The organism is Synechocystis sp. PCC 7339 (assembly GCF_019924095.1).
Taxonomy (GTDB): Bacteria; Cyanobacteriota; Cyanobacteriia; order Cyanobacteriales; family Microcystaceae; genus Synechocystis.
Genome location: NZ_CP063659.1, coordinates 2210704 through 2235034, shown reverse-complemented (window position 1 = coordinate 2235034; position 24331 = coordinate 2210704). Strand labels below are relative to the sequence as shown.

30 protein-coding genes and 1 tRNA gene are annotated in these 24331 nt (G+C 47.2%); 13 read left to right on the top strand and 18 right to left on the bottom strand.

Annotated elements, in window-relative coordinates; all coding sequences use genetic code 11:
- The first annotated feature begins 25 nt into the window (after nt 1–25).
- Nucleotides 26–910 (top strand): transglutaminase family protein, encoded by an 885-nt coding sequence (locus IQE94_RS10660; protein ID WP_223341884.1) that lies wholly within the window; start codon nt 26–28, stop codon nt 908–910.
- Between the two features lie 30 nt (nt 911–940).
- On the opposite strand, the gene IQE94_RS10655 is transcribed toward IQE94_RS10660, so the two are convergent.
- Together IQE94_RS10655 and IQE94_RS10650 are read right to left on the bottom strand one after the other, a co-directional pair.
- Complete coding sequence (locus IQE94_RS10655; protein ID WP_223341883.1) at nt 941–1162, bottom strand: putative toxin-antitoxin system toxin component, PIN family; 222 nt, start codon at nt 1160–1162, stop codon at nt 941–943.
- Nucleotides 1163–1548: 386 nt separating this feature from the next.
- On the bottom strand, nt 1549–3027 hold the full coding sequence (locus tag IQE94_RS10650) for a leucyl aminopeptidase (protein WP_223341882.1): 1479 nt from the start codon (nt 3025–3027) through the stop codon (nt 1549–1551).
- Between the two features lie 157 nt (nt 3028–3184).
- On the opposite strand from IQE94_RS10650, the gene IQE94_RS10645 reads away from it, so the two are divergent.
- Nucleotides 3185–3257 (top strand) — tRNA-Phe (locus IQE94_RS10645).
- Nucleotides 3258–3495: 238 nt separating this feature from the next.
- Here the strand turns inward: IQE94_RS10645 and IQE94_RS10640 are convergent.
- Together IQE94_RS10640 and IQE94_RS10635 are read right to left on the bottom strand one after the other, a co-directional pair.
- Complete coding sequence (locus tag IQE94_RS10640) at nt 3496–5322, bottom strand: mechanosensitive ion channel family protein (RefSeq protein ID WP_223341881.1); 1827 nt, start codon at nt 5320–5322, stop codon at nt 3496–3498.
- 184 nt (nt 5323–5506) lie between these two features.
- On the bottom strand, nt 5507–5953 hold the full coding sequence (locus IQE94_RS10635; RefSeq protein ID WP_212718092.1) for a VOC family protein: 447 nt from the start codon (nt 5951–5953) through the stop codon (nt 5507–5509).
- Between the two features lie 71 nt (nt 5954–6024).
- Between IQE94_RS10635 and IQE94_RS10630 the strand changes: the two genes are divergently transcribed.
- A complete protein-coding gene (locus IQE94_RS10630; protein ID WP_212718090.1) occupies nt 6025–6411 on the top strand; it encodes a response regulator in 387 nt (128 codons plus the stop codon).
- A gap of 31 nt (nt 6412–6442) precedes the next feature.
- Here the strand turns inward: IQE94_RS10630 and IQE94_RS10625 are convergent, their stop codons facing one another.
- The 4 genes from IQE94_RS10625 to IQE94_RS10610 form a co-directional block, all read right to left on the bottom strand.
- Nucleotides 6443–7357 (bottom strand): tRNA (5-methylaminomethyl-2-thiouridine)(34)-methyltransferase MnmD, encoded by a 915-nt coding sequence (locus tag IQE94_RS10625; RefSeq protein WP_223341880.1) that lies wholly within the window; start codon nt 7355–7357, stop codon nt 6443–6445.
- Nucleotides 7358–7360: 3 nt separating this feature from the next.
- Nucleotides 7361–7747: a thylakoid-associated protein gene (locus IQE94_RS10620; RefSeq protein ID WP_212718088.1), complete on the bottom strand. Its 387-nt coding sequence runs from the start codon at nt 7745–7747 to the stop codon at nt 7361–7363.
- A 90-nt stretch (nt 7748–7837) separates the two neighbouring features.
- A complete protein-coding gene (locus tag IQE94_RS10615) occupies nt 7838–8335 on the bottom strand; it encodes a hypothetical protein (RefSeq protein WP_212718086.1) in 498 nt (165 codons plus the stop codon).
- A 7-nt stretch (nt 8336–8342) separates the two neighbouring features.
- Nucleotides 8343–9512, bottom strand: a complete 1170-nt coding sequence (locus tag IQE94_RS10610) for a reverse transcriptase-like protein (RefSeq protein ID WP_212718084.1) — start codon at nt 9510–9512, stop codon at nt 8343–8345.
- A 56-nt stretch (nt 9513–9568) separates the two neighbouring features.
- On the opposite strand from IQE94_RS10610, the gene IQE94_RS10605 reads away from it, so the two are divergent.
- The 6 genes from IQE94_RS10605 (at nt 9569) to cydB (ending at nt 14911) form a co-directional block, all read left to right on the top strand.
- The gene (locus tag IQE94_RS10605; RefSeq protein ID WP_212718082.1) at nt 9569–10270 is read left to right on the top strand and encodes a class I SAM-dependent methyltransferase; all 702 of its coding nucleotides are present in this window, start codon (nt 9569–9571) and stop codon (nt 10268–10270) included.
- A 196-nt stretch (nt 10271–10466) separates the two neighbouring features.
- Nucleotides 10467–10799 (top strand): DUF6679 family protein, encoded by a 333-nt coding sequence (locus IQE94_RS10600; RefSeq protein ID WP_010871811.1) that lies wholly within the window; start codon nt 10467–10469, stop codon nt 10797–10799.
- A 46-nt stretch (nt 10800–10845) separates the two neighbouring features.
- Nucleotides 10846–11502, top strand: a complete 657-nt coding sequence (gene lepB / locus IQE94_RS10595; protein WP_212718080.1) for a signal peptidase I — start codon at nt 10846–10848, stop codon at nt 11500–11502.
- A 40-nt stretch (nt 11503–11542) separates the two neighbouring features.
- On the top strand, nt 11543–12157 hold the full coding sequence (locus IQE94_RS10590) for a Uma2 family endonuclease (protein WP_212718078.1): 615 nt from the start codon (nt 11543–11545) through the stop codon (nt 12155–12157).
- A gap of 277 nt (nt 12158–12434) precedes the next feature.
- Entirely contained in the window at nt 12435–13895 is a 1461-nt protein-coding gene (locus IQE94_RS10585) for a cytochrome ubiquinol oxidase subunit I (protein ID WP_212718077.1), read from the top strand.
- A 5-nt stretch (nt 13896–13900) separates the two neighbouring features.
- On the top strand, nt 13901–14911 hold the full coding sequence (gene cydB / locus IQE94_RS10580) for a cytochrome d ubiquinol oxidase subunit II (protein ID WP_212718076.1): 1011 nt from the start codon (nt 13901–13903) through the stop codon (nt 14909–14911).
- Here the strand turns inward: cydB and trmB are convergent.
- The 6 genes from trmB to IQE94_RS10550 all read right to left on the bottom strand — a co-directional run bounded on the left by trmB (nt 14908) and on the right by IQE94_RS10550 (nt 18890).
- The gene (gene trmB / locus IQE94_RS10575) at nt 14908–15543 is read right to left on the bottom strand and encodes a tRNA (guanosine(46)-N7)-methyltransferase TrmB (RefSeq protein WP_212718075.1); all 636 of its coding nucleotides are present in this window, start codon (nt 15541–15543) and stop codon (nt 14908–14910) included. The two genes, cydB and trmB, sit on opposite strands and share 4 nt — an antisense overlap.
- 58 nt (nt 15544–15601) lie before the next feature.
- The gene (locus tag IQE94_RS10570; protein WP_212718074.1) at nt 15602–16837 is read right to left on the bottom strand and encodes an acetate kinase; all 1236 of its coding nucleotides are present in this window, start codon (nt 16835–16837) and stop codon (nt 15602–15604) included.
- On the bottom strand, nt 16834–17574 hold the full coding sequence (locus tag IQE94_RS10565; protein ID WP_212718073.1) for a dienelactone hydrolase family protein: 741 nt from the start codon (nt 17572–17574) through the stop codon (nt 16834–16836). The genes IQE94_RS10570 and IQE94_RS10565 overlap by 4 nt, the downstream gene beginning before the upstream one ends.
- Nucleotides 17575–17712: 138 nt before the next feature.
- Nucleotides 17713–18075, bottom strand: coding sequence for an HNH endonuclease signature motif containing protein (locus tag IQE94_RS10560; protein ID WP_212718072.1), 363 nt, complete (start codon nt 18073–18075; stop codon nt 17713–17715).
- Nucleotides 18062–18442, bottom strand: coding sequence for a hypothetical protein (locus tag IQE94_RS10555; protein WP_223341879.1), 381 nt, complete (start codon nt 18440–18442; stop codon nt 18062–18064). Before IQE94_RS10555 ends, IQE94_RS10560 begins: the two co-directional genes overlap by 14 nt.
- The gene (locus IQE94_RS10550; RefSeq protein WP_212718070.1) at nt 18411–18890 is read right to left on the bottom strand and encodes a hypothetical protein; all 480 of its coding nucleotides are present in this window, start codon (nt 18888–18890) and stop codon (nt 18411–18413) included. The genes IQE94_RS10555 and IQE94_RS10550 overlap by 32 nt, the downstream gene beginning before the upstream one ends.
- Nucleotides 18891–19175: 285 nt before the next feature.
- On the opposite strand from IQE94_RS10550, the gene IQE94_RS10545 reads away from it, so the two are divergent.
- Nucleotides 19176–19697, top strand: coding sequence for a gamma carbonic anhydrase family protein (locus tag IQE94_RS10545; RefSeq protein ID WP_212718069.1), 522 nt, complete (start codon nt 19176–19178; stop codon nt 19695–19697).
- A gap of 109 nt (nt 19698–19806) precedes the next feature.
- On the opposite strand, the gene IQE94_RS10540 is transcribed toward IQE94_RS10545, so the two are convergent.
- The gene (locus IQE94_RS10540; RefSeq protein WP_212718068.1) at nt 19807–20703 is read right to left on the bottom strand and encodes a prohibitin family protein; all 897 of its coding nucleotides are present in this window, start codon (nt 20701–20703) and stop codon (nt 19807–19809) included.
- Between the two features lie 306 nt (nt 20704–21009).
- Here IQE94_RS10540 and psbQ point away from each other — a divergent pair, with 306 nt between their 5' ends.
- Nucleotides 21010–21459 (top strand): photosystem II protein PsbQ, encoded by a 450-nt coding sequence (gene psbQ / locus IQE94_RS10535; protein WP_223341878.1) that lies wholly within the window; start codon nt 21010–21012, stop codon nt 21457–21459.
- 87 nt (nt 21460–21546) lie between these two features.
- Here psbQ and IQE94_RS10530 read toward each other — a convergent pair whose 3' ends face one another.
- Entirely contained in the window at nt 21547–21729 is a 183-nt protein-coding gene (locus tag IQE94_RS10530; protein ID WP_223341877.1) for a hypothetical protein, read from the bottom strand.
- Between IQE94_RS10530 and IQE94_RS10525 the strand changes: the two genes are divergently transcribed.
- Together IQE94_RS10525 and IQE94_RS10520 are read left to right on the top strand one after the other, a co-directional pair.
- A complete protein-coding gene (locus tag IQE94_RS10525; protein ID WP_212718065.1) occupies nt 21722–22528 on the top strand; it encodes an urease accessory protein UreD in 807 nt (268 codons plus the stop codon). The two genes, IQE94_RS10530 and IQE94_RS10525, sit on opposite strands and share 8 nt — an antisense overlap.
- Nucleotides 22529–22555: 27 nt before the next feature.
- Nucleotides 22556–23524, top strand: coding sequence for a carbon-nitrogen hydrolase family protein (locus IQE94_RS10520; RefSeq protein ID WP_212718064.1), 969 nt, complete (start codon nt 22556–22558; stop codon nt 23522–23524).
- A 123-nt stretch (nt 23525–23647) separates the two neighbouring features.
- Here IQE94_RS10520 and IQE94_RS10515 read toward each other — a convergent pair whose 3' ends face one another.
- Together IQE94_RS10515 and IQE94_RS10510 are read right to left on the bottom strand one after the other, a co-directional pair.
- Nucleotides 23648–23986, bottom strand: coding sequence for a DUF5615 family PIN-like protein (locus tag IQE94_RS10515; RefSeq protein WP_190599655.1), 339 nt, complete (start codon nt 23984–23986; stop codon nt 23648–23650).
- Complete coding sequence (locus IQE94_RS10510) at nt 23983–24207, bottom strand: DUF433 domain-containing protein (protein ID WP_212718063.1); 225 nt, start codon at nt 24205–24207, stop codon at nt 23983–23985. Before IQE94_RS10510 ends, IQE94_RS10515 begins: the two co-directional genes overlap by 4 nt.
- Nucleotides 24208–24331: the final 124 nt, after the last annotated feature.

Below are 24331 nucleotides of genomic sequence, written 5' to 3'. Positions count from 1 at the left end.
AATTGTATTAAAATTATTATTTTTTATGGCAACCTATCGCATCGAACATCATACCCAATATAGTTTTAATCAACCGGTTTATTTACGGCCCCATCGTTTACGATTGCGGCCCCGCAGTAATGGTTGGCAAAATCTGCTTAAGTATAATTTAACCATTGATCCTCTCCCCGCCAGTTTAGGGGAAATCATCACCCTTGATGGCAATGGAGAACAAAAAATTTGGTTCACTGATCCCACAGAAAAGCTGGCGATCGTCGTGGATTCAATTGTGCAAACCACCATGGAAAATCCCTTTAACTTTTTGCTCGAACCCTGGGCGTTAAAGTTACCGTTTGATTATCCCCAATCCTTAGCCCAACAGTTGCGGAGCTATCTAGTCCCCTACGAAGGTCGCCTTGATCCGGTGGCAGTGGAACTAGCTCAGGATATTGCCCATGACTGTCAGCGGCAACCAATTACTTTTCTGCAAAATTTGACCCAAAAGTTATACGAACATTGTACTTATACAGTGCGAGCCACAGGAGAACCTTGGGAAGCGGGGGTGACTTGGCGCAGTCGAGAGGGTTCCTGTCGTGATTTAACCGTGTTATTTATGGAAGTTTGTCGGGCTATGGGTTTGGCGTCCCGGTTTGTCAGTGGTTACGAGGCGGGGGATCCGGAAGTTAATCAATGGGAACTCCATGCCTGGGCGGAAGTGTACTTACCAGGAGCCGGTTGGCGGGGCTATGATCCCACCCATGGTTTGGCAGTTGGCGATCGCCACATTGCTTTGGTGGCCAGTGCCATTCCTGCCTATTGCAGTCCGGTGGGGGGAGAAGTAGCGCCCGTAAAAACTTTCCTGGAAACAGGTTTGACGGTGCAGTCAGAACTAGAAACGGAGGTTAAAATCACCGCTGTGAATGATGCTTAATTTAAATGTTAACCCGCCGATCAATAGTTACTAATTATCTATGATGGCGAGAATAAGAGTCTGAAAATGTTGATAGGAGACAATTTCTACATTTTGAAATGGGTTTAATGCTAGCAAATCACTATCTCCCGTCACCAAATAATTTGCATTACCTGAGACTGCCAAATCTAGCAGAGAATTATCCTTCTTGTCTCGACAACTGTCAAAGTGAAAATTCACCTTAACTAATTCAACTTTTTCGTTTATAGCCAATTAGGATAATTATGAGACATCAAGCTGTGCATTAATCTCGAATAATTTTATCTATGCTAGTACCCAAAAGTGCATACATTCTCGCCCTCTTTAATGCACTAAAGTCATGCTCTATATCCCTCTTCCCTCAGTCTGACGGAAGAGGGATATTATCCTTTTGCTTCTTAGTTGCCGCTATCTCGTCTTAGTTAATTTTATGAGGAGACCTAATCAGCAAAAAAAATTTGAACCAAAAACCAATCTTTCGGTTCACCAAATCTAAAAAAAGTGATACAGCAAGGATAGAGCTATGTTGACTATCCCGATAGTAGCCAAACAATTGTCTTTAAGCATACAGACGAAATAGATCGCCCGACCATACTGCCCAAATTACAACACGAAGAAAATTACTCCGCTAATCCCAATACCCATTGCACCAGGGTTCGCACTGGATAGCCCGTGGCTCCGGCATTATGAACCCCGTTTTGTTTATCTGTCCACACCGGCCCGGCAATGTCCAAATGAGCCCAGGGAGTTTCCTTGATGAACTGTTGCAAAAATAGGGCCGCCGTAATGGAACCACCGGCCCGGGGCCCAGTATTTTTCATATCGGCAATGGGGGATTTCAGACCCTCAAAATATTTATCTTCCATGGGCATTTGCCAGAATTTTTCCCCCGCCTTCTCCGCGGCTGTTTTCAACTGATCGGCCAATTCTTGGTTAGGACTCCACAAACCACCAATGTCATCCCCCAGGGCGACAATGCAAGCCCCAGTGAGGGTGGCTAGATCGACGATCGCCTCTACGCCTAATTTTTCCGCAAACACCAGGGCATCGGCTAGGGTGAGACGGCCTTCCGCATCGGTGTTATTAACTTCAATGGTTTTGCCGTTGGACGCAGTGAGAATATCCCCTGGATGCATCGCCTTACCGCTGATCATATTTTCCGTTGCCGCACAGATGAAATGCACTTCCACATTGGGCTTCAACTGGGCGATCACCTTGGCCGCCCCCAGGGTAGCACCGCCGCCTCCCATATCCATTTTCATCGTTTCAATTCCACTGCCGGCCCCTTTAATGTTCAAACCGCCGGAGTCAAAGGTCAGACTTTTCCCGACAATGGCTAGCTTTTTGGTCGGGTTAGCGGGGCGATAGGTGAGGTGGATAAATTGGGGCGGTAAATCGGAAGCTTTCGCCACCCCCAGAAATGCGCCCATGCCCAGGGCTTCACATTCCGACTGCCCCAGCACTTCCAACTCCAAGCCATAGGTTTGGGCTAACTCCGTGGCAATTTTCGTAAAGGTTAGGGGGGTAACTGCGTTGGCCGGTGCTGCTACCATTTCTCGGGCCAGAATGACCCCAGAGACAATTTTTTCCGCTTTACTAATGGCCGTTGCCTGCTCCCCTAGCCCTAACAATTCCACGGTGGTAAGTTTAATTTCCTTATCTTCAGGATCGGATTTAAAACGATTGTCCTGATGCAGAGCCAACAAAATACCTTCCGTTAAAATGGCCGCTGTGGCTGCTGGATCATGCTCCCGTTGGGGCAAGCTCACCCCCAGGGTTTTAACTTTTTCTGTCTTTGCTAACCGGGCGATCGCCGCCGCTCCATCCCCTAAAACCTGGCTGTTAAATTTTTCGATTTCCCCCAAGCCCACCAGGATTAGCTTTTTAACTGGGGTTTTACTACCCACCCGGGCCACCAACTTTTGTCCAGCTTTACCCTTAAACTCCTTTTCCTCCATCAGTTCCCGCAATACTCCCTCCAGGCGGTCATCCAATTGGGCCAGATCACCGCTGATTTCCGTCGCATTTTCAAAAAATCCTAGGGCCAGGGCATCCCCCTGCCAAATCAAAGCTGTGTAGTCTGTTCCACGGATCTGCATCACTGTTTGTTTCTCTGTTGAGGGATTGTCCGCCCTCTATTTTGCCACACTCCCATAACGGCTGGCGATCAGGGTAGTTAATGCCACAGCCAGGGGATTTAAACAAAGAGCTTGTCAAGGGTGATACTTCTTGGTATGTTGTTAATGCACTAAAAAAGCCGGGATAGCTCAGTTGGTAGAGCAGTGGACTGAAAATCCTCGTGTCGGCGGTTCAAGTCCGCCTCCTGGCATAACCAAACACTACATACAGTAAAGTTTCTGGGTTTTTAGCTCATTTTGTTGCCTGTTGACGCCAAACTGGCCTGGGCGTTCAACTTCGGGGAAATAATTCTCCCTTCCTTCGCAACAAATAGGTTTGGATATGGGAACGTAATCTACCCATCAGCACTAGACCTTAATCTACATAATTTACATTTTTCGGCGGGAATCTGCTCCCGGGGGTTTGTAAGAACAAACTAACTGTCGGTACTATTTTTCCCTATCCGTAATAGCACTTTCTTTTTCATCTTCATCTAAGGAGGAAGCCCCTGCCATTAACCACTGTTGTTGGGGCACTCCAATGGCAATTTCCTGGGATTCAAAAGCGACCTTCACCCTTAGTCGCAATTCCCTAGCCACGTCCCACTGTTCTCCCGGCAGGGTCTTAAGCCAAATACGAATCAGAATGCCTTGATGGGAAACTTCTTCAATGCCCTTTAGTTCCGGTGCCTGGAGCATTTTGGGATGCCACCAGGGGTCGTGGTACAAACCCAATGCCACCTGTTGCAAAACGGCGATCGCCTTTTTGGGGTCAGCATCAGCCGCCACCATAACGGAATAATCGACTCTGGACCAATCCTTCGTTTGATTACACACTGTACCGATGGCGCCGTTGGGAATGGTGACTAAATCACCATTCGGACAACGGATGCGGGTGACAAATAAATTTGTATCTTCCACCACCCCTTCAAATTGACCGATCAGCACAAAGTCGTTGATGGCAAAGGCATCGCTCATCAGATTGGAAATGCCAGCAATTAAGTCTTTGATTAAATTTTGGGAGCCAAAAGACACAGCAAAACCAATAATCCCGGCCCCCGCCAACACCGTCGCCACCGGCACGTCGAACAAACTGAGAGAAAAAACTAAGGCTGTAAAAATACAGACCACTAAATTAATGCCTCTAATGGCGCTACTGATGGTGTTAATTCTGATTTTACGTCTAGTGTATTTAGCGGTTTGTAAAATGGCATAGTCACTTTCCAGAGTATGAAAAAAAGATTCAATTAAAAAATCGGATATTCTAATTAAAATTATGGCGGATAACCAAATTAAAGTAAGGGAAATGGGGGTGCCAGATAATTGTTTACCCAACCTTCTACTATCGGGAAAAACCTGCAACAAAAATGCACCGCCACGGATCCAAATAATAAATATGAAAAAAATCAATAATCTCCGGCTGAATACCACTTGTTTGAGACGATTTTTAAGAAAATCATAAAAATCTTTACCTTGAAAAAGTTCGAGGATATTTTCAAAAATCTTTTGGTTGTCTAAGGAAAAATTAAGCGGCGGATTTTTTTTGCTATCTCCCCGATTAATGTCACCAAATAATATGGCCTTACAATAGGCGCTCAAATAGTAAAGAAAAATGGCTATCCGGTCTAGGACTTGAAAAGCAAAGGAGTAACGGGGAATTGTGACAATATCTTTAAAAATGGTCGGGTCAATGTGATTGTAGTCAAAATCAGGGTTTTTCTCTTCGGCTTTAATCAAACAATTGATGGCCATCTTGATTAGATAAATTCTATGGCCTAACCAACGATAAATAAATAGTACTGTCAGGGAAACTGTGATCACAATGGAGACAATTACCAAGGCAACTCTGGTTTGTTTTCTTCGAGCTTCCGGTTGGCGTTCTTGCTGGGCCCGCAGTAGAGCATTACGAACCTGGTCGACAGTTTCTGAAGCTAGGTCTTCCGGAGTGAGGGCATATAAGTCAGCATCGGCTTTAGTAATGGTGCGGAGAATTTGGGGGCGGAGATTTTTGTCATCACTAATTTGAATAATGATCGCCCCATTGAGAATGGAACTAGCAACGCTTAAGGTATCTGGATCAAAGCCTCGTTGAATAATTTCTTTAAATTTACTTTCAATTCGTTGTTGACGATAGACAATCGGACTTAGGGCGGAGCCTCCTTCTTTATCGGTGTTACCTGTAGGTACGGCAATTAGAAAAATTGGCTCTCCGTCCACCCTAACGGTGGTGTAGTCTAGGTTGCCAATGCTACCGGACAAATTTGGATCAAAACCCAAACTAAAGGGCCTATTTTGGACGGGAGAATTAAGATCTATGGGCTCTACTTGATCGATTGCATCTGGTAATTGGCTGAAAAAATTTTGCCCCTGAGCTGTACTTATGGTGCAAAAAAAAACTAGAAGAGCAATGGTAATTAGTTTGAGTAAATTTAAGCCTTGACGCCGAGAAATATAACCCCTGTTATTGCTTAGATGAAGTCTGGCGACGAATAAATTCCAAAGGGAGATTATCACTGTCAGCAATGAATGTAACTTCATAAATGTAGTCACTGATTTGTTGTTGCTGGGGAGCCAAAAGGATTTTTAATGGCTCAATTTGTTCTGGGTTAGTTTGATAGGCCTGGCTAAATTTTTGACTGAGATTTGTTAACCATTCCGGTAAACTCTCCACCTGGTCTGTTAAATCAAAAGAGATATGGTAGTAGCCCACATAATGTTCATCGGCGAAGCCATCAGGGGCTGGTTTGGGTTGGGGAATTTGAATCAATTCAATACGTCCCCCCAGGCCAGTCAGCCAACAGGCTAGGGTATAACCAGTGGTGAACCTTTCCTCTACGGTAAAACCCAGTAGTTCATAAAAGGCGATCGCCCGATGGATATTAGCAGTACGAATAGAAATATGGTGCATGGTGCTCTATGCTGGGAAAGTTAAGGGGGAATTAACTTTTCAGCGATGCTCAATTCACTACAACCTTACCAATGTCTGCACTAAAAATCCTAATTGTTGACGATGAACCCCACATTGTAATTCTCTTGGAAGAGGTATTTGAGCTTTTAGAAGAAGATTATGGGGTGGAGTTATTGACCGCCATGGATGGGGAAAAGGCCCTGGCCTTGGCGACGGAACATCAACCCCAATTGGTAATTTTAGATGTGATGTTGCCTAAGATTAGTGGTTTGGCGGTTTGTCAAGGAATCAAAGAAAATCCTAATCTAGCAGGCACTACGGTGATTTTGCTCACGGCCAAGGGTCAACAATTTGATCGCCAGGCCGGGTTGGCGGTGGGGGCGGATTGCTATGTGACTAAACCCTTTCGTCCTAGGGATTTATTGGCCCAAGCGAAGGAAATTCTGGGCATTGATTAAGCTTAGTCATTGGCTGCTTGAGGAATAGCAATCAAAGGGCGCTGGCAATTTTTTTCGGGTCGGAAGTGAGCCAACGTTTTTTCCAGCGGCTAGTGGGCTCCAAGGCGCTCTGACTCTGTTCTGCTCGACGACGGGCCAGGATTACTGCCGCCGGGTCTGTGCCCAGGGGGTCACGGTAGGGAATGGCCGCTTTAGTTTGTAAATGCTCCATTTCCCAGGGGGTAAAGTCTAAAGGGGGCAGGATTTGGCGGCTAGCCAGGGTCCCCAGGGGCCGACGACGGGGATGGGGGGGGTGGCCGTCCGCCATGGTGGCCAGGTGTAGTCCCGCCAGTTGTAAACCATTACGCACCGCCGCCGCACTGCAATAGGTGGCTAAGCGACCCGTTGGGGCCAGGCGATCGCCAAGATGGCGTAAAAATTCCACCGTCCAGAGTTGGGGGCATTTGGGCGGAGAGAAAGGATCGAGGAAAATAGCATCGGCGTTTATCTGCTGGGGCACAACGGACAGCAAGGTTTGCCGGGCATCCCCGATCGCCAGGTGGGCTGTTAGAAATTCCCTGGTGACCGTTTCTGTTTGGGCTAGATCCTGCAAAGTTTCCCGTACAAGATCCGGCCAACCCTGGAGGAGACCATTGGCGATCGCCTGACGGGGTACTTGGAGATCATTTTCCAAGCCGTAGAGGGTGACGTGGCAATGGGGATTAACCTGCCAAATAGCTGTCAGGGCAGCCGCTGTGTTGTAGCCCAAGCCATAGCACACATCAATAATGGTGAGTTGGGAACGCTCCGCCGCTAATCGAGGCAAAAGACAGGGATGAACAAATTTTTCGTCCGCCTCCGCCTTCGCTCCTCGCTGGGAATGGAAAGTTTCCCCAAATTGGGGCGAATAGAACGTAAAAGATCCATCCGCCGTCAACTGGGGAGTAAAAGGGGCCGCACTGGTCAAAAATTAGCCCTCCGTTCCCGGTTTACCTTGGGCTAGTTCCCCTTTCAGGGTGGCAATTTCCTCCGTCAGGCGATCGAGTTCCCTTTTGGCAGTGGCAAAGTCAATGATGTTATTGGAGGCGGTGTCAGTGGTTTTAGCGAGGGGACTGGGCATGGAACGCCGCCATTGCTCCAGAAGTTGATCCACGTACTGACGGGCTTCCGTTTCCGTAGTGGTACCCTTTTGGGCCCATTGGCTGGCCCGTTGCTCCCATTCCTGTTGCAAATCGTGGAAAGTGCCCTGGCGTTTTTGCGGATCCTGCAATGTTTCCACCAAAGTAGCGGTGGCCCCCACCGTAATCCGAAAACCTTGCTGGATGGTATCTAACAAAGTGCTGTTGTTGGTAGTCATTGTTACAACGTTGGATAATTTAAGGTCAGGATTGAGTTGTTAATGGCCATTGAATTGAACAAAAACCCCGTGGATGAACCACGTTTGACCCTAAGCTAAACCAAAATGTCCTGTTTCCGCCACTGGACGGGGCACTAGTCCCGTTTCCCAACAGAGTTGCTGGAAATCTTTGATCAACCCACTCCGCTCAATTTGAGAATACTTATTCAGGTGACCTTTTTGGTTGTAGACCAGCAACAGATCAAGCTCCGGCAGGGTGGCAAAGTGGAGCAGTAAATTAAAAATGTCAATGGACTGAATTTGATATTCTTCCCTGGAAAAATTGGGGTGTCTTTGGGCATCTTGTTTATTACCAAAGCAAAATATGGCCGTCGCAGTTTTACTGCCTCCTTTGGCGCTCAGGGTGAGTTTAACTAGATTGTCATTGTGGCGACCAGTCCAAATATAAAGCTTATCCACATTCAGCTTTTTGCCAATTTTTTCAAACAGAGGAGTCATCACCAACTGCACTGCTTTTTTCTCTTCCTCGGTTCCTTCCGCTTGTTGGGACTGTTGCAAGAATTCTTCCTTAAATTTTTTCAAGCTCATAGGTTTTTCAATTTCCAGAAGGTTTGAGGCGGTCGGCGATCGCCGTGAGGAACTGATTGGTTAATTCAGGCAACTGGGCTAAATCCTTCACTAGCCTAGTTTTTTCCCCTGGGGACAAGTCCATAATCATGCTAACAATTTGTTGGACTTGGTCCACTGTGGGCAATGTATCTTTGGCTCGACTGAGCTGCTCTTGGTAAAGATCGTCGTGGTCAGTGGCAAAGGGATCGGGGACAGTTGAAGCCAAGGCCTGCTCAGCAAGACCAGGCTCCGTTAAAGAAAAATCTTCCCCAGGTGCCAGGTTTTCTTCCTCCAAGGGGACAAAAAATGGAGGCGGTGGAGGAGGCACAAACTGAATATGGCCAATTTCATCCCTGGCATCGGTAAAGGTCGGGGCGGCAACCTGGCTCAGTAACTGGTCTTCCCAGGGTAATTTTTGATTCTGGCCGGGGGCTGGGGCTTCTAATTGAAATTTGCGGACAATGAAGTCGGGGGGCAGTCCCCTTAAATACCAGCGGTACATCTCTGCCAATTGGGACTCATCACCATTCCATTGCAGAGCCAACCTATCCTGTATCTGTACGGGGATGCGGCGACGCAACGCTGCAAGAGATTGCCGGGAAAATTCGTCGAGTTGACTCTGTAACGCCTGAAAATCCCTGGCTGTGGCCCGATGGCCTAATTTGACTAATCGCACAATTTCCGGGGCGATCGGTCGGGGCAATCCATTAATTTTGGGAGCTGCTGCCGCCGTTGCCAAACATTTTTGCACTGTCTGGTAGGCGGGACGGTTTTGATCGAGGGGAATCCATTCCACCATCACCCGCTCAAATTGCTTCATTACCGTTACCACTTCCCGATGGAGGTGGCGCAGGGGCAGTTGGTCAATTTCTTCTAACCCGTTCACCTGGTTAAAGACCTTTTCGTTGTGTCCCTTGACTTCAATCTCGTGGATGCCCAATTGCCGCGCTTTTTGCAAACCAATTAACAAAGCTTGATAGGATGCTTCGGCGCTGGTGACCGAGGCAAGTAACTGTTTGACGCTGGTCCTTTTGCCCGTGGGCAAGAGCAAAATGGCCACCGCCGCTCCCTGACCTTTTTGTCCTAGGGCTTCCCCAGCATAGAACAAAATCGGTACTGACTTACCTGCGCTACTGGGGGGGGGAGAATTAGCCATTGGTGGTGGGGTGGGGTGTTTACAATAACAGGGCAACCAGTTGGAGTAATTGACCGATGTTGGAAAGAATCCTGGAGCCAGAGGTGATGGACACCGAAGCAGAAGCAATGGACTACGATGCCATGGACTTTCAAGCGGTTAATCTGGCCTTTGCCCAGAGAGCTTGCCAACTCGGCCCCACCAAAGCCACAGTGTTAGATGCCGGTACTGGCACGGCCCGTATCCCCATTCTACTCGCCCAGTTACGTCCTGCATGGCAAATCACCGCCATCGATTTTGCCCGTTCCATGTTGGTGATCGCCAAGGAAAATGTCGTGGCGGCGGGGTGTGAAACTCAAATTTGTCTAGAATTTGTTGATGCGAAACGATTGCCCTATGCCAATGGTTCCTTCGATGGAGTTATTGCCAATAGCCTCTGTCACCATTTACCCAGGCCCCTGGATTTTTTACGGGAGGTAAAACGGGTGCTCAAGCCCCACGGTTTTTTATTAATTAGGGATTTAATTCGCCCCGAATCCCCAGAAAAGTTGGCTGCTCTGGTAACGGCGATCAGCTCCGACTACAATGGTCAACAGAGGAAACTTTTTGCTGATTCCCTCCAGGCCTCCCTCACCATGGCAGAGGTGGAGGCATATCTCCAGCACTTGGGTTGGGTCCATGACGATGGTACCCATCTCGGCTTACGCCTTTACCAATCCTCTGATCGCCATTGGACTATAGAGAAGGCCTTTCAAAATCGCACCGAAGGAGGGAGCTAGCTCCTAGACTCAGATTTCCGCTGATTTGCGTTAAAATTCTCGTAAGTTTTCCCCACTAGGGATTTTTCTCTTGATCCATATGTTACTTTTTTTGGCCCATCCGGCACCAACCTCCCACCAGTACCCCCCCAGACGGATACCCTAAGGCCTTGTTTCGCCGTGTCCTGTCCCCCCACTGCTATCTAGGAGCTTGCCCATGCTACACCGGAAAATCTATCAACTTTGTACCGATGGCCACGAAGTCAGCCTTTACCTAAGGGACCAACAAAGGTGGGTGGAAAATGCCAAAATCCTGACACTGGAAGGAGACTTAGTGACTTTTCGCTACGAAACCGAAGAAGAGGATGAGGTCTGTGCCTGGGAAGAAATGGTGCGCCTGGAAAGTATTGGCTCCGTTAACCGTAAGTTGGCCTCCGTTTCCCGCCTTGGTCATGAATTATTAATTTCTGAAGATTGTCCAGAAGCGGAACAGTTGCTGGCCCGATCGCCAAAGTCACACCAGGAAGAAGAAGAGGAAGACTGCGACTAGACTGGAACAGGTTAAGATAAATCTCCCCATTTTTCCCGGCCCCCCTATGACCGAAAATATCGTCCGCGAAACCACCAAAAAGAAGGAAAGCCCACCGGAAAATACTTGGCTAGAATTGGGCAAAACCATGGTCACCGCGGTTATTTTGGCGATCGGCATTCGTACTTTTGTGGCCGAAGCCCGTTACATTCCCTCTTCCTCCATGGAGCCCACCCTCCAGATTAACGATCGCCTGATCATTGAAAAGATCACCTATCGATTGCGGAGTCCAGAGCGGGGGGAAATTGTTGTGTTTAACCCCACCGACGCCCTCAAGGCAAAAAATTTCCACGATGCTTTCATTAAGCGCATCATCGGTTTACCAGGGGATGAAGTTAAGGTTTCCCAAGGCAACGTTTACGTCAACGGCGAAATGTTGGACGAAAACTACATTGCCGCCCCCCCCAGCTATGAATACGGCCCAGTGAAAGTGCCAGAGGATCAATATTTGGTGCTAGGGGACAATCGTAACAACAGCTACGACTCCCATTACTGGGGTTTTGTCCCCCGGGAAAAATTGCTCGGCCGTGCCTTTGTCCGTTTTTGGCCTGTGCCCCGAGTGGGTCTGCTCACGGATGATCCAGGACAGGAGCCGGTGGAGATTAGTCCCCAAGCATCGGAAAGTCCAGCTATGGCCCCCCAGGCAGTGCCTCAAGGTCGTTAGATTATAAGTAATCACACTGTGCGGAGAGAATTAGATTGCTATGGTTACCCCCACCCTAGTTAAAACCAGCACTCCCCAAACCTTTGACCAATTTTTAAAGCAATGCCCCGAAGAAGGCCGCTTTGAATGGGTCAATGGAGAAATTATCGAAATGGTAAACACCCGAGAACACATCGACATTGCCACCTTCCTGACCAAAATGCTTGATCGGGAAGTGGATCGACTAAATCTGAACTACGTTGTCCGTCAAGAGGTTTATATCCGCACCTCCCTAACAACGGGCAAGACCCAGGGGCGTATACCAGACATAAGTGTGATTGATCGAGACCAGTGGCGATCAGATCGTGGCACTTTAGGGGCTTTAACTGAGCCAATTCAGTTAGCAGTGGAAGTGGTTTCCAGTAATTGGGAAACGGATTATTTGGATAAATTGGACGAGTATCAACGCCTTGGCATTAAAGAATATTGGATTGTTGACTATCTGGCGATCGGTAGTCGGGATATTTTGGGGGAACCTAAGCAACCCACCGTTTCCATCTATACCCTCAATGGCGAAGGTGTTTACGATCGCCAAGCTTTTCAGGGACAACAAACCATCGTGTCTGGGACTTTTTCAGAATTGGTGCTGACCCCAGAGGAAATTTTTACTACTTAGCACTGGCATCAACAAAGACAAACAATGGTTTTCGTGTCCCGTCTCAGTCAGGATGTCCTGGGCAATTGGTAAGAAGCTTAACTATAAGTCCATCAAAAGATATAACTTCGTCAATTATTTGCCTATGGCTTGGGTGAAAATAGAGGGAATGTAGCTGATAATACAGAGCCTTTCCCATTGGCTTCTGCTAGTTTTGGACAGGGGATAGAGTGGGCAAAATTCTCTGTTTTTTTTAAACTCTAACTATCAGAAAACCATTTAGGAGTGCTCTTTGCCAATGCAGGATTTTTTCAGTAATACGGTGGCGTTGTCACGGCTACAATTTGCCGTCACTGCCATTTTTCATATGCTCTGGCCGGTATTAACCACGGGTATGGGCATTTATTTAGTAATTATCGAAGGTTTATGGCTCAAAACCCGTAATTTAGACTATTATCACCATGCTCGATTTTGGGCTCGGCTCTACGTTTTAAATTTTGGTATTGGGGTAGCCACTGGTTTACCCATGGCCTTTCAATTTGGTTTGAACTGGGCCCCTTTTTCAGAATCTGTAGGGGATTTTTTCGGCACAGTGCTTGGGTTTGAAAGCACCATGGCCTTTATGCTTGAAGCTAGCTTTTTGGGCATTATGCTATTTGGTTGGGACCGAGTTCCCCCATTAATTCATTACCTTTCCACTATTTTGGTGGCCATTGGGGCAAATCTTTCTACCTTTTGGATTCTCTCAGCTAATTCCTGGTTACAAACCCCCGCCGGGGGCATTTTTGTCGATGGAAAATTTGTGGTGCAGGACTATTTTGCGGCGATCGCCAATCCATTTATGGTCAATAGTTTCCTGCATATGTTTTTTGCCACCTTAGAAACCTCTATGTTTGTCATTGGGGGCGTCAGTGCCTGGTGTATTCTCACCGGTCGGCAACCGCAATTTTTTGCCCGCTCTTTGCAGGTAATTTTGGTGGTGGTGATGGCGGTGGCTCCCCTACAAATTTTCATTGGCCACCTAAGCGCGGAACAGGTATCGGTGCATCAACCAGCTAAGCTTGCCGCCATGGAAGCCCTCTGGGAAACGGTGCCAGCGGAAACACCAGCGGCTTGGAGTGTGGTAGCTTTGCCCAACGATAAAGCAGAAAAAAATGACTGGGAACTGACCATTCCCGGAGCATTGAGCTATATTTTGGAACTCAAGCCTCAATTGGACAAACCCATTCAGGGCCTGAAGGAATGGGCCCCGGTTGATCGCCCGAGGATGGTGGGCTTAATTTACTATTCTTTCCGCATTATGGTAGCCATTGGGCTCTTTTTTGCCGCTTTGATGACGGTCACAGTGGGGCAATGGCTACGGGGCAAACTGAGCCCAGAAAGCATTAGCCAACAAAAATGGTTATTGCGGGCTTGGGTTTTTGCCGCTCCGTTGGGTTATTTAGCGGTGGAAACGGGTTGGATTGTCCGTTGCGTAGGTCGCCAACCCTGGATCGTTTACGGAGAAATGCGTACAGCGGAATCCGCTTCCAACTTGCCCCCCGGTGAAATTCTCTTTTCCCTGACAGGGTTGAGTGTGATGTACATTGTTTTTTTAATTACCACTCTCTACTTTGGCAGTCGGATTATTCGCAACGGCCCCGACCTGAATTTGCCTGCTCCCCGGGGTTCGGAAGCCTCCCTTTGGGGCAACATTACCAAGCACGCCACTAACCGCCGCCCCGCTGACATTGCCGAAGTTGCCGAGATTAAGGAGTAGGAACCATGGAACCTTTAGAACCGTTACAACATTTTTTACCCCAGGTGTGGTTTTTCATTTTGGGGCTTTTCCTTTTTCTCTATGTCCTGCTAGATGGCTTTGACCTGGGGGTAGGTATTTTATCCCTCACCGCTTCCACGGAGGAACGGCGTAGCATTCTTATGACCAGTTTGGGGAATGTCTGGGATGCCAACGAAACCTGGCTGGTGTTGATGGGGGGGTCATTATTTGGGGCCTTTCCTTTGGCCTATGCCACCATTTTGAATGCCCTCTATTTACCAGCAGTGATCATGGTGGTGGGGTTAATTCTCCGGGCGGTCTCCTTTGAGTTTCGGGAAAATGCTAACCGTAAATTGGTTTGGAATATTGCCTTTGGAGTGGGGAGTTTCTTAGCCGCGTTGGGGCAAGGTTTTGCCCTTGGTAGTGTGTTTGAAGGTATTATCGTTGATGCCCAAGGACATTTTGCCGGCACTATGTGGGACTGGCTCACCTGGCGCTCTGTCATTGTGGCCCTGACGTTAATCCAAGGTTATGTACTGATCGGTTCCACCTATCTAATTTTGAAAACCGAAGGGGAATTGCAAAAAACCTATTTCAAAACGGCGGCGATCGCCACTTGGACCACGTTGGCGGGGGCGGTGTTTATCACCATTAGTACCCCAGCTTTTTCCGAAGAGGCCAGGTCCCAATTGTTTACCGCTCCGTTGGTGTACATTTTTGCCACCATTCCCCTGGTGGGGTTACTGTTCATTGGCCTACTGTTGCGGAGTTTGTATCTGCGGGAAGAAAATACCCCCATTATCTGGACTTTTTTAGTGTTTTCCCTTTCCTTCATCGGTTTGGGTTTCATTATCTTCCCCAATATCATTCCCCCCAGTGTCACCATCTATGAAGCGGCGGCGGCCCCTAGTTCTCTGGTGTTTATGCTGACCTTCATTGGCTTCCTGATTCCGATCCTGCTGTTCTACAACATCTATAATTACCTGGTTTTTCGTGGCAAAATTGTCACCGACTAGGCAATTCGTTGTAATAGACAGCGGTACACAGGACGGTGGAGGTTAAAACAGGCAATTTCCCTTTCTGTGGGCACCCCGAGGGGATTTTTCTCCAACCAGGGGGTGTCATGGGTGAAGGCAAAGTTAGGATTTTCAGCAAAACGCTCTTTCATGTCCTCGGCGACGGGTTCCACGTCAGATTGGAGCAATACTTCCCCTCCCGGGGGCAGGGCGTTGGCGATCGCCATGACCAGTTCCGGTTGGGCTACCCGGCGTTTATTATGTCGTTGCTTAAACCAGGGGTCGGGAAATTGGATGCTCACCCGTTGCAGAGTGGGGGGCAAGGCGGACAAGAATTTTTCTGGTTCCACATTGATGTTGCCAAACAGGTAATGGAGATTTTTAAGCCCCAGGCGATCGCCGGTTTCATTTGCTTCTAGTACCAAGGGTTGACGAATTTCCACACCTAAAAAATTCCAATCGGGGTGTTCCTGGGCCATTTTCAGGGGAAAGCGACCCCGGGCACAGCCAATATCTAAATGTAATGGCCGTTGAACATTGTCATAAACGGTGGCCCAATCAGGACAGGCCAACACCTGCCGATATTTTTGACTGAGGGGATTAACGTGTTGGCGGATGCGGACTCTAGCCAAGGAAATTTAGCCTAATTCAACATTTAATTTCATGGCCATTTTCTAACATTTTCGCAATTTACGGTTTCTTGCCCAGTCCCTGGCTATGCCACCAGTGCCAACAATCCTGTGCGATCGCCCAATCTTCTTCGGTGTGGACAATCACCACATTCACCAAGGAGTCGGAGTGAGAAATAACAGTATCCCTTGGCGATCGGTCGTTTAACTCTGGATCAAGTTTTAAACCCAGGAATTGAAAAGCTTGGCAAACATCAGCCCGCACAGTGGCCGCATTTTCCCCCACCCCGGCGGTGAACACCAACGTATCCAGACCTTCGAGGGAAGCAACCATGGCCCCCAAACAACGACGAAAACGGTGAATATACATGGTATAGGCCAATTGGGCTTGTTCGTCCCCCTCGGCTTTAGCTTGCAAAATGGTGCGTAAATCCGCTGATCGCCCGGAAACTCCCAATAAACCAGATTTTTTATTTAACGTGGCGTTGATTTCTGCTGGGGTTAAACCTTGGGTTTGTTGCAGAAATAGCACAATGGCTGGGTCAATGGAACCACTCCTGGCCCCCATCATCAGCCCTTCTAAGGGGGTAAAACCCATGGTGGTGTCGATGCTGACTCCATTTCTGATCGCCGTCAAGGAGGCGCCATTCCCGATGTGGCAGGTAATGAGTTTTAACTCTGCCAAAGGTTGGCCTAAAATCTCCGCCGTTTTCTGGGCGCAGTATTTATGGCTAGTGCCGTGGAAACCATAGCGACGAATACCCAACTCAGTCCAGGCTTGGGGAATGGGATATTCGGCGGCGGCGGTGGGAATGGTGCGGTGAAAAGCGGTGTCGAACACAGCGATCTGGGGCACGTCTCCCAATTGTTCGCCAATGGCTTCAATGCCTTCGAGGTGGGCGGGGTTATGGGCGGGAGCGAGGGGAATTAAGTCCGCAATGGCCTGTTTCACCGCTGGGGTAATCAAGGTGGCTGCGGCGTAATCCGTGCCCCCATGCACTACTCGATGGCCCACCAGGTCAATTTCTGTCAAACTTTTCAAAACGGCACAGTCCCCTGTTACCAGAGTGTCCAACATTTGGGCTATACCCTGTTGGCGATCGCCGGTCTCCAGAATGATCACCTGTTTTTGGCCAGGGGTTTCCACCATTAGCCGCCCCTGATTTTCCAACACCGTCCAATCAATGAAAGCCTCCCACAAGGGCTCCGGTACTGTTTCCGGTAGGCGATCGCCAGCTAACTCGTAGAGGCAACTTTTTTGGCTACTGGAACCGGCATTGAGAATCAGGAATTTCATTGCAATTCAGTTTGAAAAAGTTGTTTTACCTTTTGCCAGGCATCGGCGGCCGCTTCGGCGTTATAGCTGGCCCTCTGATCACAGAAAAAGCCATGGTCTGCACCGGGGTAACGGAAAATTTTATGGTTCACCTGATACTTACTTAGAGCTTGTTCAATCTGCTCTGTATCCGCCATGGGAATGCTGGCATCCTCCAAACCAAAGAAAGCGTATAACGTGCCTTCAATCTTATCGGTATAGGCGATGGGAGGTTGCGCTGACCCCGGAGCCCAATGGGGAATGCCCGCACCGTAAAAGGAAGCGGTGGCCTTGACGGTGGGTAAACTAGCCCCTAAATAGGTGATCCAGCCACCAAAGCAAAAGCCAATTAATCCTACTCCGCCGGGTTTAACGTTGGGTAAACTCAGCCCATAGGCAATGGTTGCCTCTAAGTCACTGAGGATTTCTGCACTATCGGTTTGATCTTTGAGTTTTTTGCCCGCTTCAATGCTCTCTGGAGTGTAACCGGTTTCAAAGCCCGGAGCTTGCCGTTGGTAAATGGCCGGGGCGATCGCCACGCAACCTTCTTTGGCAATGCGTTCAGTCACGTCTCGGATATGGCTATTAACCCCAAAAATTTCTTGAATTACAATCACTACGGGGTAGTGACCCACGGCCACCGGCTGGGCCAAATAGCCCGCAATTTGCAAATCCTGGTTGGGAATATTAACTAGGGTTGTCTTAATATCAACAGTCATAACGTACCCGGAAATAACAACTCCTAGCCTATCTCAGAATTTGTTGATCAAGTCCTACTTTCTTCTCTTAACTCTTTTCAACTTAAAAAAATTTACAGGTTTACTGTCATAACTAGAGAGCTAAATAAAATCCTGCAATTACCTCTCCAATGCTCCTTTGCGACTATTACAAGGAGGACAGAGTAATTGTAAATTTTTCTTGTCAACTGCCAGATGAGGATGAGTTTTAATGGGCTTGATGTGATCTATGTCAAAATACTCTGACTTTTCGTAAACAAAATTGCAATTAGGATTTGCACATTTATGTTTTTGCTTTTCATGTTGTCTTTTTTTCCAATTTTTACCATCACCTGAATCTCTCCAGCGGTTAAATTGGTTACGGGGAGAGTAGTATTTTTTGATACGCTCAACCTTATCATCAAGGTTCTTAAGACTACCTTCAACCTTGTCCTGAGCTATTTTATATTGACAAAATAATTCCAGAAAGCTATTTTTTTTCATATCGCCCCTTGATTTCTTGGGATCTTCTTTCCAGTTTAGCTATTTTTCTATTCACTTGACTTGATTTAGCCATAATTATCTGAGCTAGTTTTCCAATTTCTGAAATGCTATCGGCTCCAAACTCCCCTTGAACTAGATTTTCCAGGGTTGGCATTAGTACAGACTTGACTCTTTCAAGAGAAACTCTAGTTGTTTCCTTGATTTTTTTTTTATTTAGATATTCGTTTATAGAAAAAATAACTTCTTGAACACCATAAGTGTTAGCTCTTTTGATTTTGGTGACTGGATTAAGCTTTCTTATAACTTGCTTGGCTTGATATTTGGTTAAACCAAGTTCAACTAACTGCTTTTGTGTTATTAATTCCATTTTTATCATCCTCGTATGCCGAGATCATTGCTTCAACCCATGGCTCAGATTTCCAACCTAGATTTCTAGCTATACCGTACAATTTAATAATGAATTTCATTAGTAAGCTTTCCTTGTCCTGAACTTCTTGCTTAAGACTAGAAATTTCTTCTACATGACTTTCCTGTATTTCTTGAATTTCTTTTTTCCTTTTTGTAACTTCAGCTTTTTGAGCAGCTTGTTTTCTTTGTCTGTCTAATAAAACTTCTCCAGCAAAATCAGCTAACACAAGGGAAACAATGGCTATGTCTTTATCCGTAACATCTTCTATGCTGTATTCATGCTTGTAATATTCTAAGGTGGATTGAAGATCAGAAAAATCAACATTGAGCTCTTGATAGGCCCTTTTCGCATCAGCTTTTGTCCATCCAAGTTTAGCGGCAAACTCGATTGCCTCCGTTTTGTTCATGGCCACCACCCCCATTAATAACACTGACCTATAAGTTTATCCATTTTTAAGTTTAGGGTAAGGGAGTCCCTTTTTCCAGATTTATCTCTCGGTAGTGGATGGAATAATGGAAAAACCTCCTGAAAGTGTCTTTATATTCAGTGTGGGAGTTAGGTTTGAAAAATGGTATGGTCAGCCCTAAATCCCCCTTTGAAAGAGAAGCTTTCAGTTTTTCTCTTTCCTTACTAAGGATGGCTGGCGGGATTAATTGCCATCAAACTTTGCAAACAGGCTCTAAAGGGTGTTATGGAAGCAAACTTTCCCATTTACCTTACTCCCCCAGATTTGTCCCCAGCAGCATTTGTGGCGGCCAATGCCACAGTCATCGGTAAAGTCAACCTAGGCAAGGATTGTAGTATTTGGTACGGAGCAGTGGTGCGGGCAGATTTAGAAGCTATCACCATCGGTCAGGGTACTAACATCCAAGATGGGGCCATACTCCATGGCGATCCAGGCATTGTCACCGTGCTAGAAGATTGGGTCACCGTTGGCCATCGGGCTGTGATCCACGCCGCCCACATTGAACGGGGCAGCTTGATCGGCATTGGAGCTACGATTTTAGATAACGTCCGCATTGGAGCCGGCAGCATCATCGGGGCTGGGGCGGTGGTAACTAAAGATGTGCCCCCCCGGTCTTTGGTGATGGGAGTACCAGCAAAAATTATTAAACAGGTGAGTGAAGAGCAAGTCCAGGGCCTGCTAGACCATGGACAAAATTATGTTCGTCTAGCCAAGGCCCACGCCGCTGAAGGTTTGGGCCAACAATAAATTCAGGTTAGGCTCGTAGTAGTTAAGGTGGGAAGACCGCTAGCAAGCCACCGTTTTACTTTGGCAATCGTCCCTGTTCCACTCCAGCAGTGAGGCGAAGAACTTCCAGCTAAGGATCGGACATGATAATGGGTAAATTTCCCTCTCCCGATCCCATAATTAATACTTTTGTGTTGGGCGATTCCGCTAGTTTCTGGGTAGCTTCAATGGCTTTTAATTTAATAATTTGATCTGTCAAACTTTGGGAAAGAATTTTTTGGGAATCTGCTACTCCTTGGGCTTCGATTATTTTTCTTTCCGCATCCCTTTGGGCACTAATTAATTCCAATTGTTTTTTTTGATTACTTTGCTCCACCTCCACCTTGGCTTGAATGGCTTTTTGGATATTTTCCGGCAGAATTACATTTCTCATTAGGGCATCTTCCACCAAAAAACCAATGGGTTCCAGTTGTTCTTTCATTGACCGGGCCAGGTCGAGGGAAATTTCTGCCCTTTTATCACCATAAATGGAACTCAGATCATACTTAGCGGTATTTTCCCGAATTAAGGAACGGAAGCGGGAGATGATAATTTCCCTTTGCTGTTCTTCGTTGCCAAGGCTAGAAAAAACCTCCCCAGCTTTTTCCGGGTTGAGACGATATTGCAAACTCACATCAATGTTAAAGTTCAAACCCTCCTTGGAAGACGTATCCACGGTCTCTTTGATGTCCTGTAAACGGGTGGAGTAGGTAACCACTTTGGAGAGGGGATTGAGGAAATAAACCCCGGAAGTGAGGGGAACGGTATCCACAGTGCCCATAGTTTCAATTACCCCCACCTCCCCCGCAGGAATAACCACCACCGCCCTACCCAAACTTTGTTGTAAAAATAAGGCAGACATTAAAAGGGCAATGCAAAAAACTAGGGGCCGTAAAAGTTTAGGAATTTTCGGGTTATCGGGATTTTTAACGCTGATAAATACTGTCCAACTAGCCAAGGCGGCGATCGCCGAGATAACAGCACCCATGGTGAACCTACTCAATGCTCATGTTGAGGCCATCCTAGCTCATTTTTCTGGATTGTTTACCGGGCAAACAATGGCGACTTAGGAAAGTTTTTGTAAATATTTTTAACGTCTGGATTGGGTCAATCAAATAATTTGGGTATTCAGTAATTTATACTTAAATATACTTGTAGATTAATCCCCCCTGGACATCCACTGGGGGCTGTTGCTCGTTTTCGGCCGGAAAAGCACGTATCATTGGAAAAAATTGCAGGGATAACTTTTCCTTGTCAATTACCTTCAATGTCAATAACACCGTAACCCAAGCTTATGTCTCGTTTACGTTCGTTACTTTCCCTCGTTCTAGTTTTAGTAACTACGATCCTCGTTAGTTGCAGTAGCCCCCAGGTGGAAATTCCCACCACCTATAGCCCAGAAAAAATTGCCCAACTACAGGTCTATGTTAATCCGATCGCCGTGGCCCGGGAAGGCATAGAAGATAAGTTACAGGGTTTGATTGCGGACCAGAACTGGGTGGATACCCAAACCTATATCCACGGGCCCCTGGGACAACTACGCCGAGATATGTTGGGGCTGGCCAATTCCCTGTTACCCAAGGATCAAGATAAGGCCACTACCTTGGCCAAAGAAGTTTTCGGCCACTTGGAACGACTAGATGCGGCAGCCAAGGATCGCAATAGTTCCCAAGCTAAAATCCAGTACCAAGAAGCCCTGGCGGATTTTGATGCTTTCCTGAGTTTGTTGCCCCAGGCCAGTTAGTTTTCCCTGGGCATTGTGTTCTCCCATCGGCTGGGGATCCCCCGGCCATGGTTTTTCGCCTAATAGCTAAATGTTGGAGAAGTTGCTTCAATAGTACAATATTCCTCTACTTGCCCTTTGAAAAGGAAATATTTTTCCCATCTCTTCCTTTGGGAAGGGGCACTGGGGAAATTTAATTGTTCTTTTTAAATTTTTCCAACCGGCTTTAATATTAATAGCAAAATAGCGATTTTTACCTAGTTCAATCCAGCGATTTAATTCTTTGGTCACTGCTCCCACTGTCAACAATTCTGCGCCTTGGCGGGCCAATCTTTGGCTCCGCTATGACCGCCCTGGGCACCGTACCCGCATGGTTGAATGTTTGGTGCAGGCCCCCCTCAAGGTACAACGGTCTTTTTATCCGGATGACACGGGGCAATGTCAAACCATGTTGCTACATACCGGCGGCGGCATGGTGGGGGGCGATCGCCTGGGGTACGATATTGTGTTAGAAGCCCAGAGTGATGTGTGCTTTACCAGTGCTTCGGCGGGGAAAATTTACCGTAGTCTGGGCCCCTGGAGTGAGCAGAGGGTGAACCTAGAGGTGGGAATCGGGGCTTCGGTGCTCTGGTGTCCCCAGGAAACAATTATTTTTGACCAGGCTCGATATCAACAGAATTTTTGCATTAAGCTCCAGGAGCAGGCCCGTTTCAAAGGTTGGGAAATTGTCCGTTTGGGGCGTACTGCCAGGGGAGAAAAATTTACCCAAGGCCATTGGCGATCCAGTTGGGAAATTTGGCAGGGAGAGAGGTTGATTTGGGGAGAAAGGCAACAGTTAATCGGTGCGGAACAACTTTACGAATCCCCCAACGCTTTGGCGGGCTTTACTTGTCTGGGCACCTATGTGGATTTGAGTCGTTCCTTTGACCAGAATTTGGTTAATCAAGCCAGGGAGATAATTAATTGCCAGGGGCGATCGCCACAGTTTGGCCTAAGTTTGACCGCTACCCAGGGCTTAATTGCCCGCTACCGGGGAAATTCCACCCAAGAAGCAAAGGATATTTTTACCCAGCTCAGTCAGTTTTATTGATTTTTCATTAATTTACCCTTATTGCCCATGATTTATCTAACCCGCCTCCAGCCCCAACCGCCCGCTCCAGGTATGGGGGTAAGACTAGCCATTTACCAAAACCAAGGTGGCCCCATTGGTAATGCCGAGGCGATCACCTATTACCTAGGGAAAATGGAGGAAGCGATCCAGGCTGCCCGGAGTTTTGGTGGCCAACTGATCAGTTTTGCCGAACTTTATTTAACTGGTTACGCCCTTTCCCCCCAGGAAGTACACCAATTGGCGATCGCCAAGGATGGGGAAGTGATGGCCCAGGTGGAGCAACTAGCCCAAAAATATGGCATTGCCATCATTTGTCCCTACCCGGAAAAGGCAATTATTAACGGGGAAATCCACTACTATGACAGCATTAACCTGTTCGATAACCAGGGAAAATTACTCAAAACCTATCGCAAAACCCATCTCTGGGGCCCGGACGAAGGCAAAATTTACTCCCAGGGTCACTGCCATACAGAAGAGGGAGAAGCTTTCACCGTCCATGAAGTAAATGGTTTTCCCATTGGTTTGTTGAACTGCTACGAAGCAGAATTTGCTGAATTAAGTCGTATCCTTGCCCTACGGGGGGCGAAATTGGTGGTGATTCCCACTGCGGCAGACGTTTGGACGTTACTTTCCACTGGCGAAAGAACCGAAATGCCCTACCCGGATGTGTCCCAAAATATTATTCCCGTGCGGGCTTTGGAAAATGTAATTTTTGTCGCCTACTGTAATCGCGCTGGGGGCGAAACCAGGCTCAATGCCCAGGGGGAAACGGTGCTGGTGGGGGAATATTTGGGCAACAGTGTTATTGCCGGGCCCCATGGGGACATTCTGCTCCATCCCCGCAATGAAGAAACTTTACTCATTGCTGATTGTGTACCGGGAAATTATGGCTCCACCCATCCGGAAAATACCAATTATCTAGCCGATCGCCGGCCGAATTTATATGGGGCGTTGATAGACGAAATTGGAGGTTAACCTAAAGGGAGTCTGCAAAAGTTACCCAAAAGTATTGCCATGGTCCATAAAAAAATTGACCTCAGCTGAAAGCTGGGGTAGATCCTGCATGTCATATTTTGAAGCATACCAACAGGGGATTGTTTATGGGCTGCTGATTTCTACAATCATTTCGCCTTCTTGCAGTTTTTCTAAAGCCTTTGGCAAGGTACTTGAAAGAATCCGACGTAAGTTTCGATTCGTAACATTGCCACAAGTCAGCCAAATAATCTGAGGTGGTATTCCTAACCGACAGACAAGATCAACAAAATCGCTGTCTTTTGTCATGATTACAGAGTTGGCAACTCGTGCCGCATCAAAAATTTCAATGTCTTTGGCATCCCGTAATCCAAGATCTCTCAAAGCCGCAGCCTCTAAATCAAAACTACTGGACAGCCAATCTGCCAATGTTGGGGGTAATTGAGCATCAACCCAAATATTCATGCGGTCAACTGGGGAAAATCAGTTCGTCGTGCAGCAAAGACGAGACAAGCCTGAATATCTGCAATTTCTAGGTCTGGAAAATCCTCTAAAATCTCAGAGGTGCTAACATTTTCAGCCAACATTTCTAAAATGTCGCTCACTCGAATCCTCATCCCTCGGATACAAGGACGACCACCACACTGACCGGGGATTTGAGTAACACGAGACAGTAGACTATTCATTCACTTTACTGAATTGATTCCATACAAGTAAGATTCCTTTATACTACATCGCATTTTTCGATTTTTTCTCCCCCCTGCCAAAATTTCCGTATCAAAAGTCGGTCAACCGTTACCCTGAAGGGAA

Coding starts and splice junctions, on each gene's coding strand:
- IQE94_RS10600 (WP_010871811.1), top strand. CDS start 10,467: ATGCTACACCGGAAAATCTATCAACTTTGTACCGATGGCCACGAAGTC.
- lepB (WP_212718080.1), top strand. CDS start 10,846: ATGACCGAAAATATCGTCCGCGAAACCACCAAAAAGAAGGAAAGCCCA.
- IQE94_RS10590 (WP_212718078.1), top strand. CDS start 11,543: ATGGTTACCCCCACCCTAGTTAAAACCAGCACTCCCCAAACCTTTGAC.
- IQE94_RS10605 (WP_212718082.1), top strand. CDS start 9,569: ATGTTGGAAAGAATCCTGGAGCCAGAGGTGATGGACACCGAAGCAGAA.
- IQE94_RS10520 (WP_212718064.1), top strand. CDS start 22,556: ATGATTTATCTAACCCGCCTCCAGCCCCAACCGCCCGCTCCAGGTATG.
- IQE94_RS10585 (WP_212718077.1), top strand. CDS start 12,435: ATGCAGGATTTTTTCAGTAATACGGTGGCGTTGTCACGGCTACAATTT.
- IQE94_RS10540 (WP_212718068.1), bottom strand. CDS start 20,703: ATGGGTGCTGTTATCTCGGCGATCGCCGCCTTGGCTAGTTGGACAGTA.
- IQE94_RS10550 (WP_212718070.1), bottom strand. CDS start 18,890: ATGAACAAAACGGAGGCAATCGAGTTTGCCGCTAAACTTGGATGGACA.
- psbQ (WP_223341878.1), top strand. CDS start 21,010: ATGTCTCGTTTACGTTCGTTACTTTCCCTCGTTCTAGTTTTAGTAACT.
- IQE94_RS10560 (WP_212718072.1), bottom strand. CDS start 18,075: ATGAAAAAAAATAGCTTTCTGGAATTATTTTGTCAATATAAAATAGCT.
- IQE94_RS10555 (WP_223341879.1), bottom strand. CDS start 18,442: ATGGAATTAATAACACAAAAGCAGTTAGTTGAACTTGGTTTAACCAAA.
- IQE94_RS10635 (WP_212718092.1), bottom strand. CDS start 5,953: ATGCACCATATTTCTATTCGTACTGCTAATATCCATCGGGCGATCGCC.
- IQE94_RS10570 (WP_212718074.1), bottom strand. CDS start 16,837: ATGAAATTCCTGATTCTCAATGCCGGTTCCAGTAGCCAAAAAAGTTGC.
- cydB (WP_212718076.1), top strand. CDS start 13,901: ATGGAACCTTTAGAACCGTTACAACATTTTTTACCCCAGGTGTGGTTT.
- IQE94_RS10615 (WP_212718086.1), bottom strand. CDS start 8,335: ATGAGCTTGAAAAAATTTAAGGAAGAATTCTTGCAACAGTCCCAACAA.
- IQE94_RS10565 (WP_212718073.1), bottom strand. CDS start 17,574: ATGACTGTTGATATTAAGACAACCCTAGTTAATATTCCCAACCAGGAT.
- IQE94_RS10610 (WP_212718084.1), bottom strand. CDS start 9,512: ATGGCTAATTCTCCCCCCCCCAGTAGCGCAGGTAAGTCAGTACCGATT.
- IQE94_RS10545 (WP_212718069.1), top strand. CDS start 19,176: ATGGAAGCAAACTTTCCCATTTACCTTACTCCCCCAGATTTGTCCCCA.
- IQE94_RS10650 (WP_223341882.1), bottom strand. CDS start 3,027: ATGCAGATCCGTGGAACAGACTACACAGCTTTGATTTGGCAGGGGGAT.
- IQE94_RS10660 (WP_223341884.1), top strand. CDS start 26: ATGGCAACCTATCGCATCGAACATCATACCCAATATAGTTTTAATCAA.
- IQE94_RS10515 (WP_190599655.1), bottom strand. CDS start 23,986: ATGAATATTTGGGTTGATGCTCAATTACCCCCAACATTGGCAGATTGG.
- IQE94_RS10620 (WP_212718088.1), bottom strand. CDS start 7,747: ATGACTACCAACAACAGCACTTTGTTAGATACCATCCAGCAAGGTTTT.
- IQE94_RS10510 (WP_212718063.1), bottom strand. CDS start 24,207: ATGAATAGTCTACTGTCTCGTGTTACTCAAATCCCCGGTCAGTGTGGT.
- IQE94_RS10630 (WP_212718090.1), top strand. CDS start 6,025: ATGTCTGCACTAAAAATCCTAATTGTTGACGATGAACCCCACATTGTA.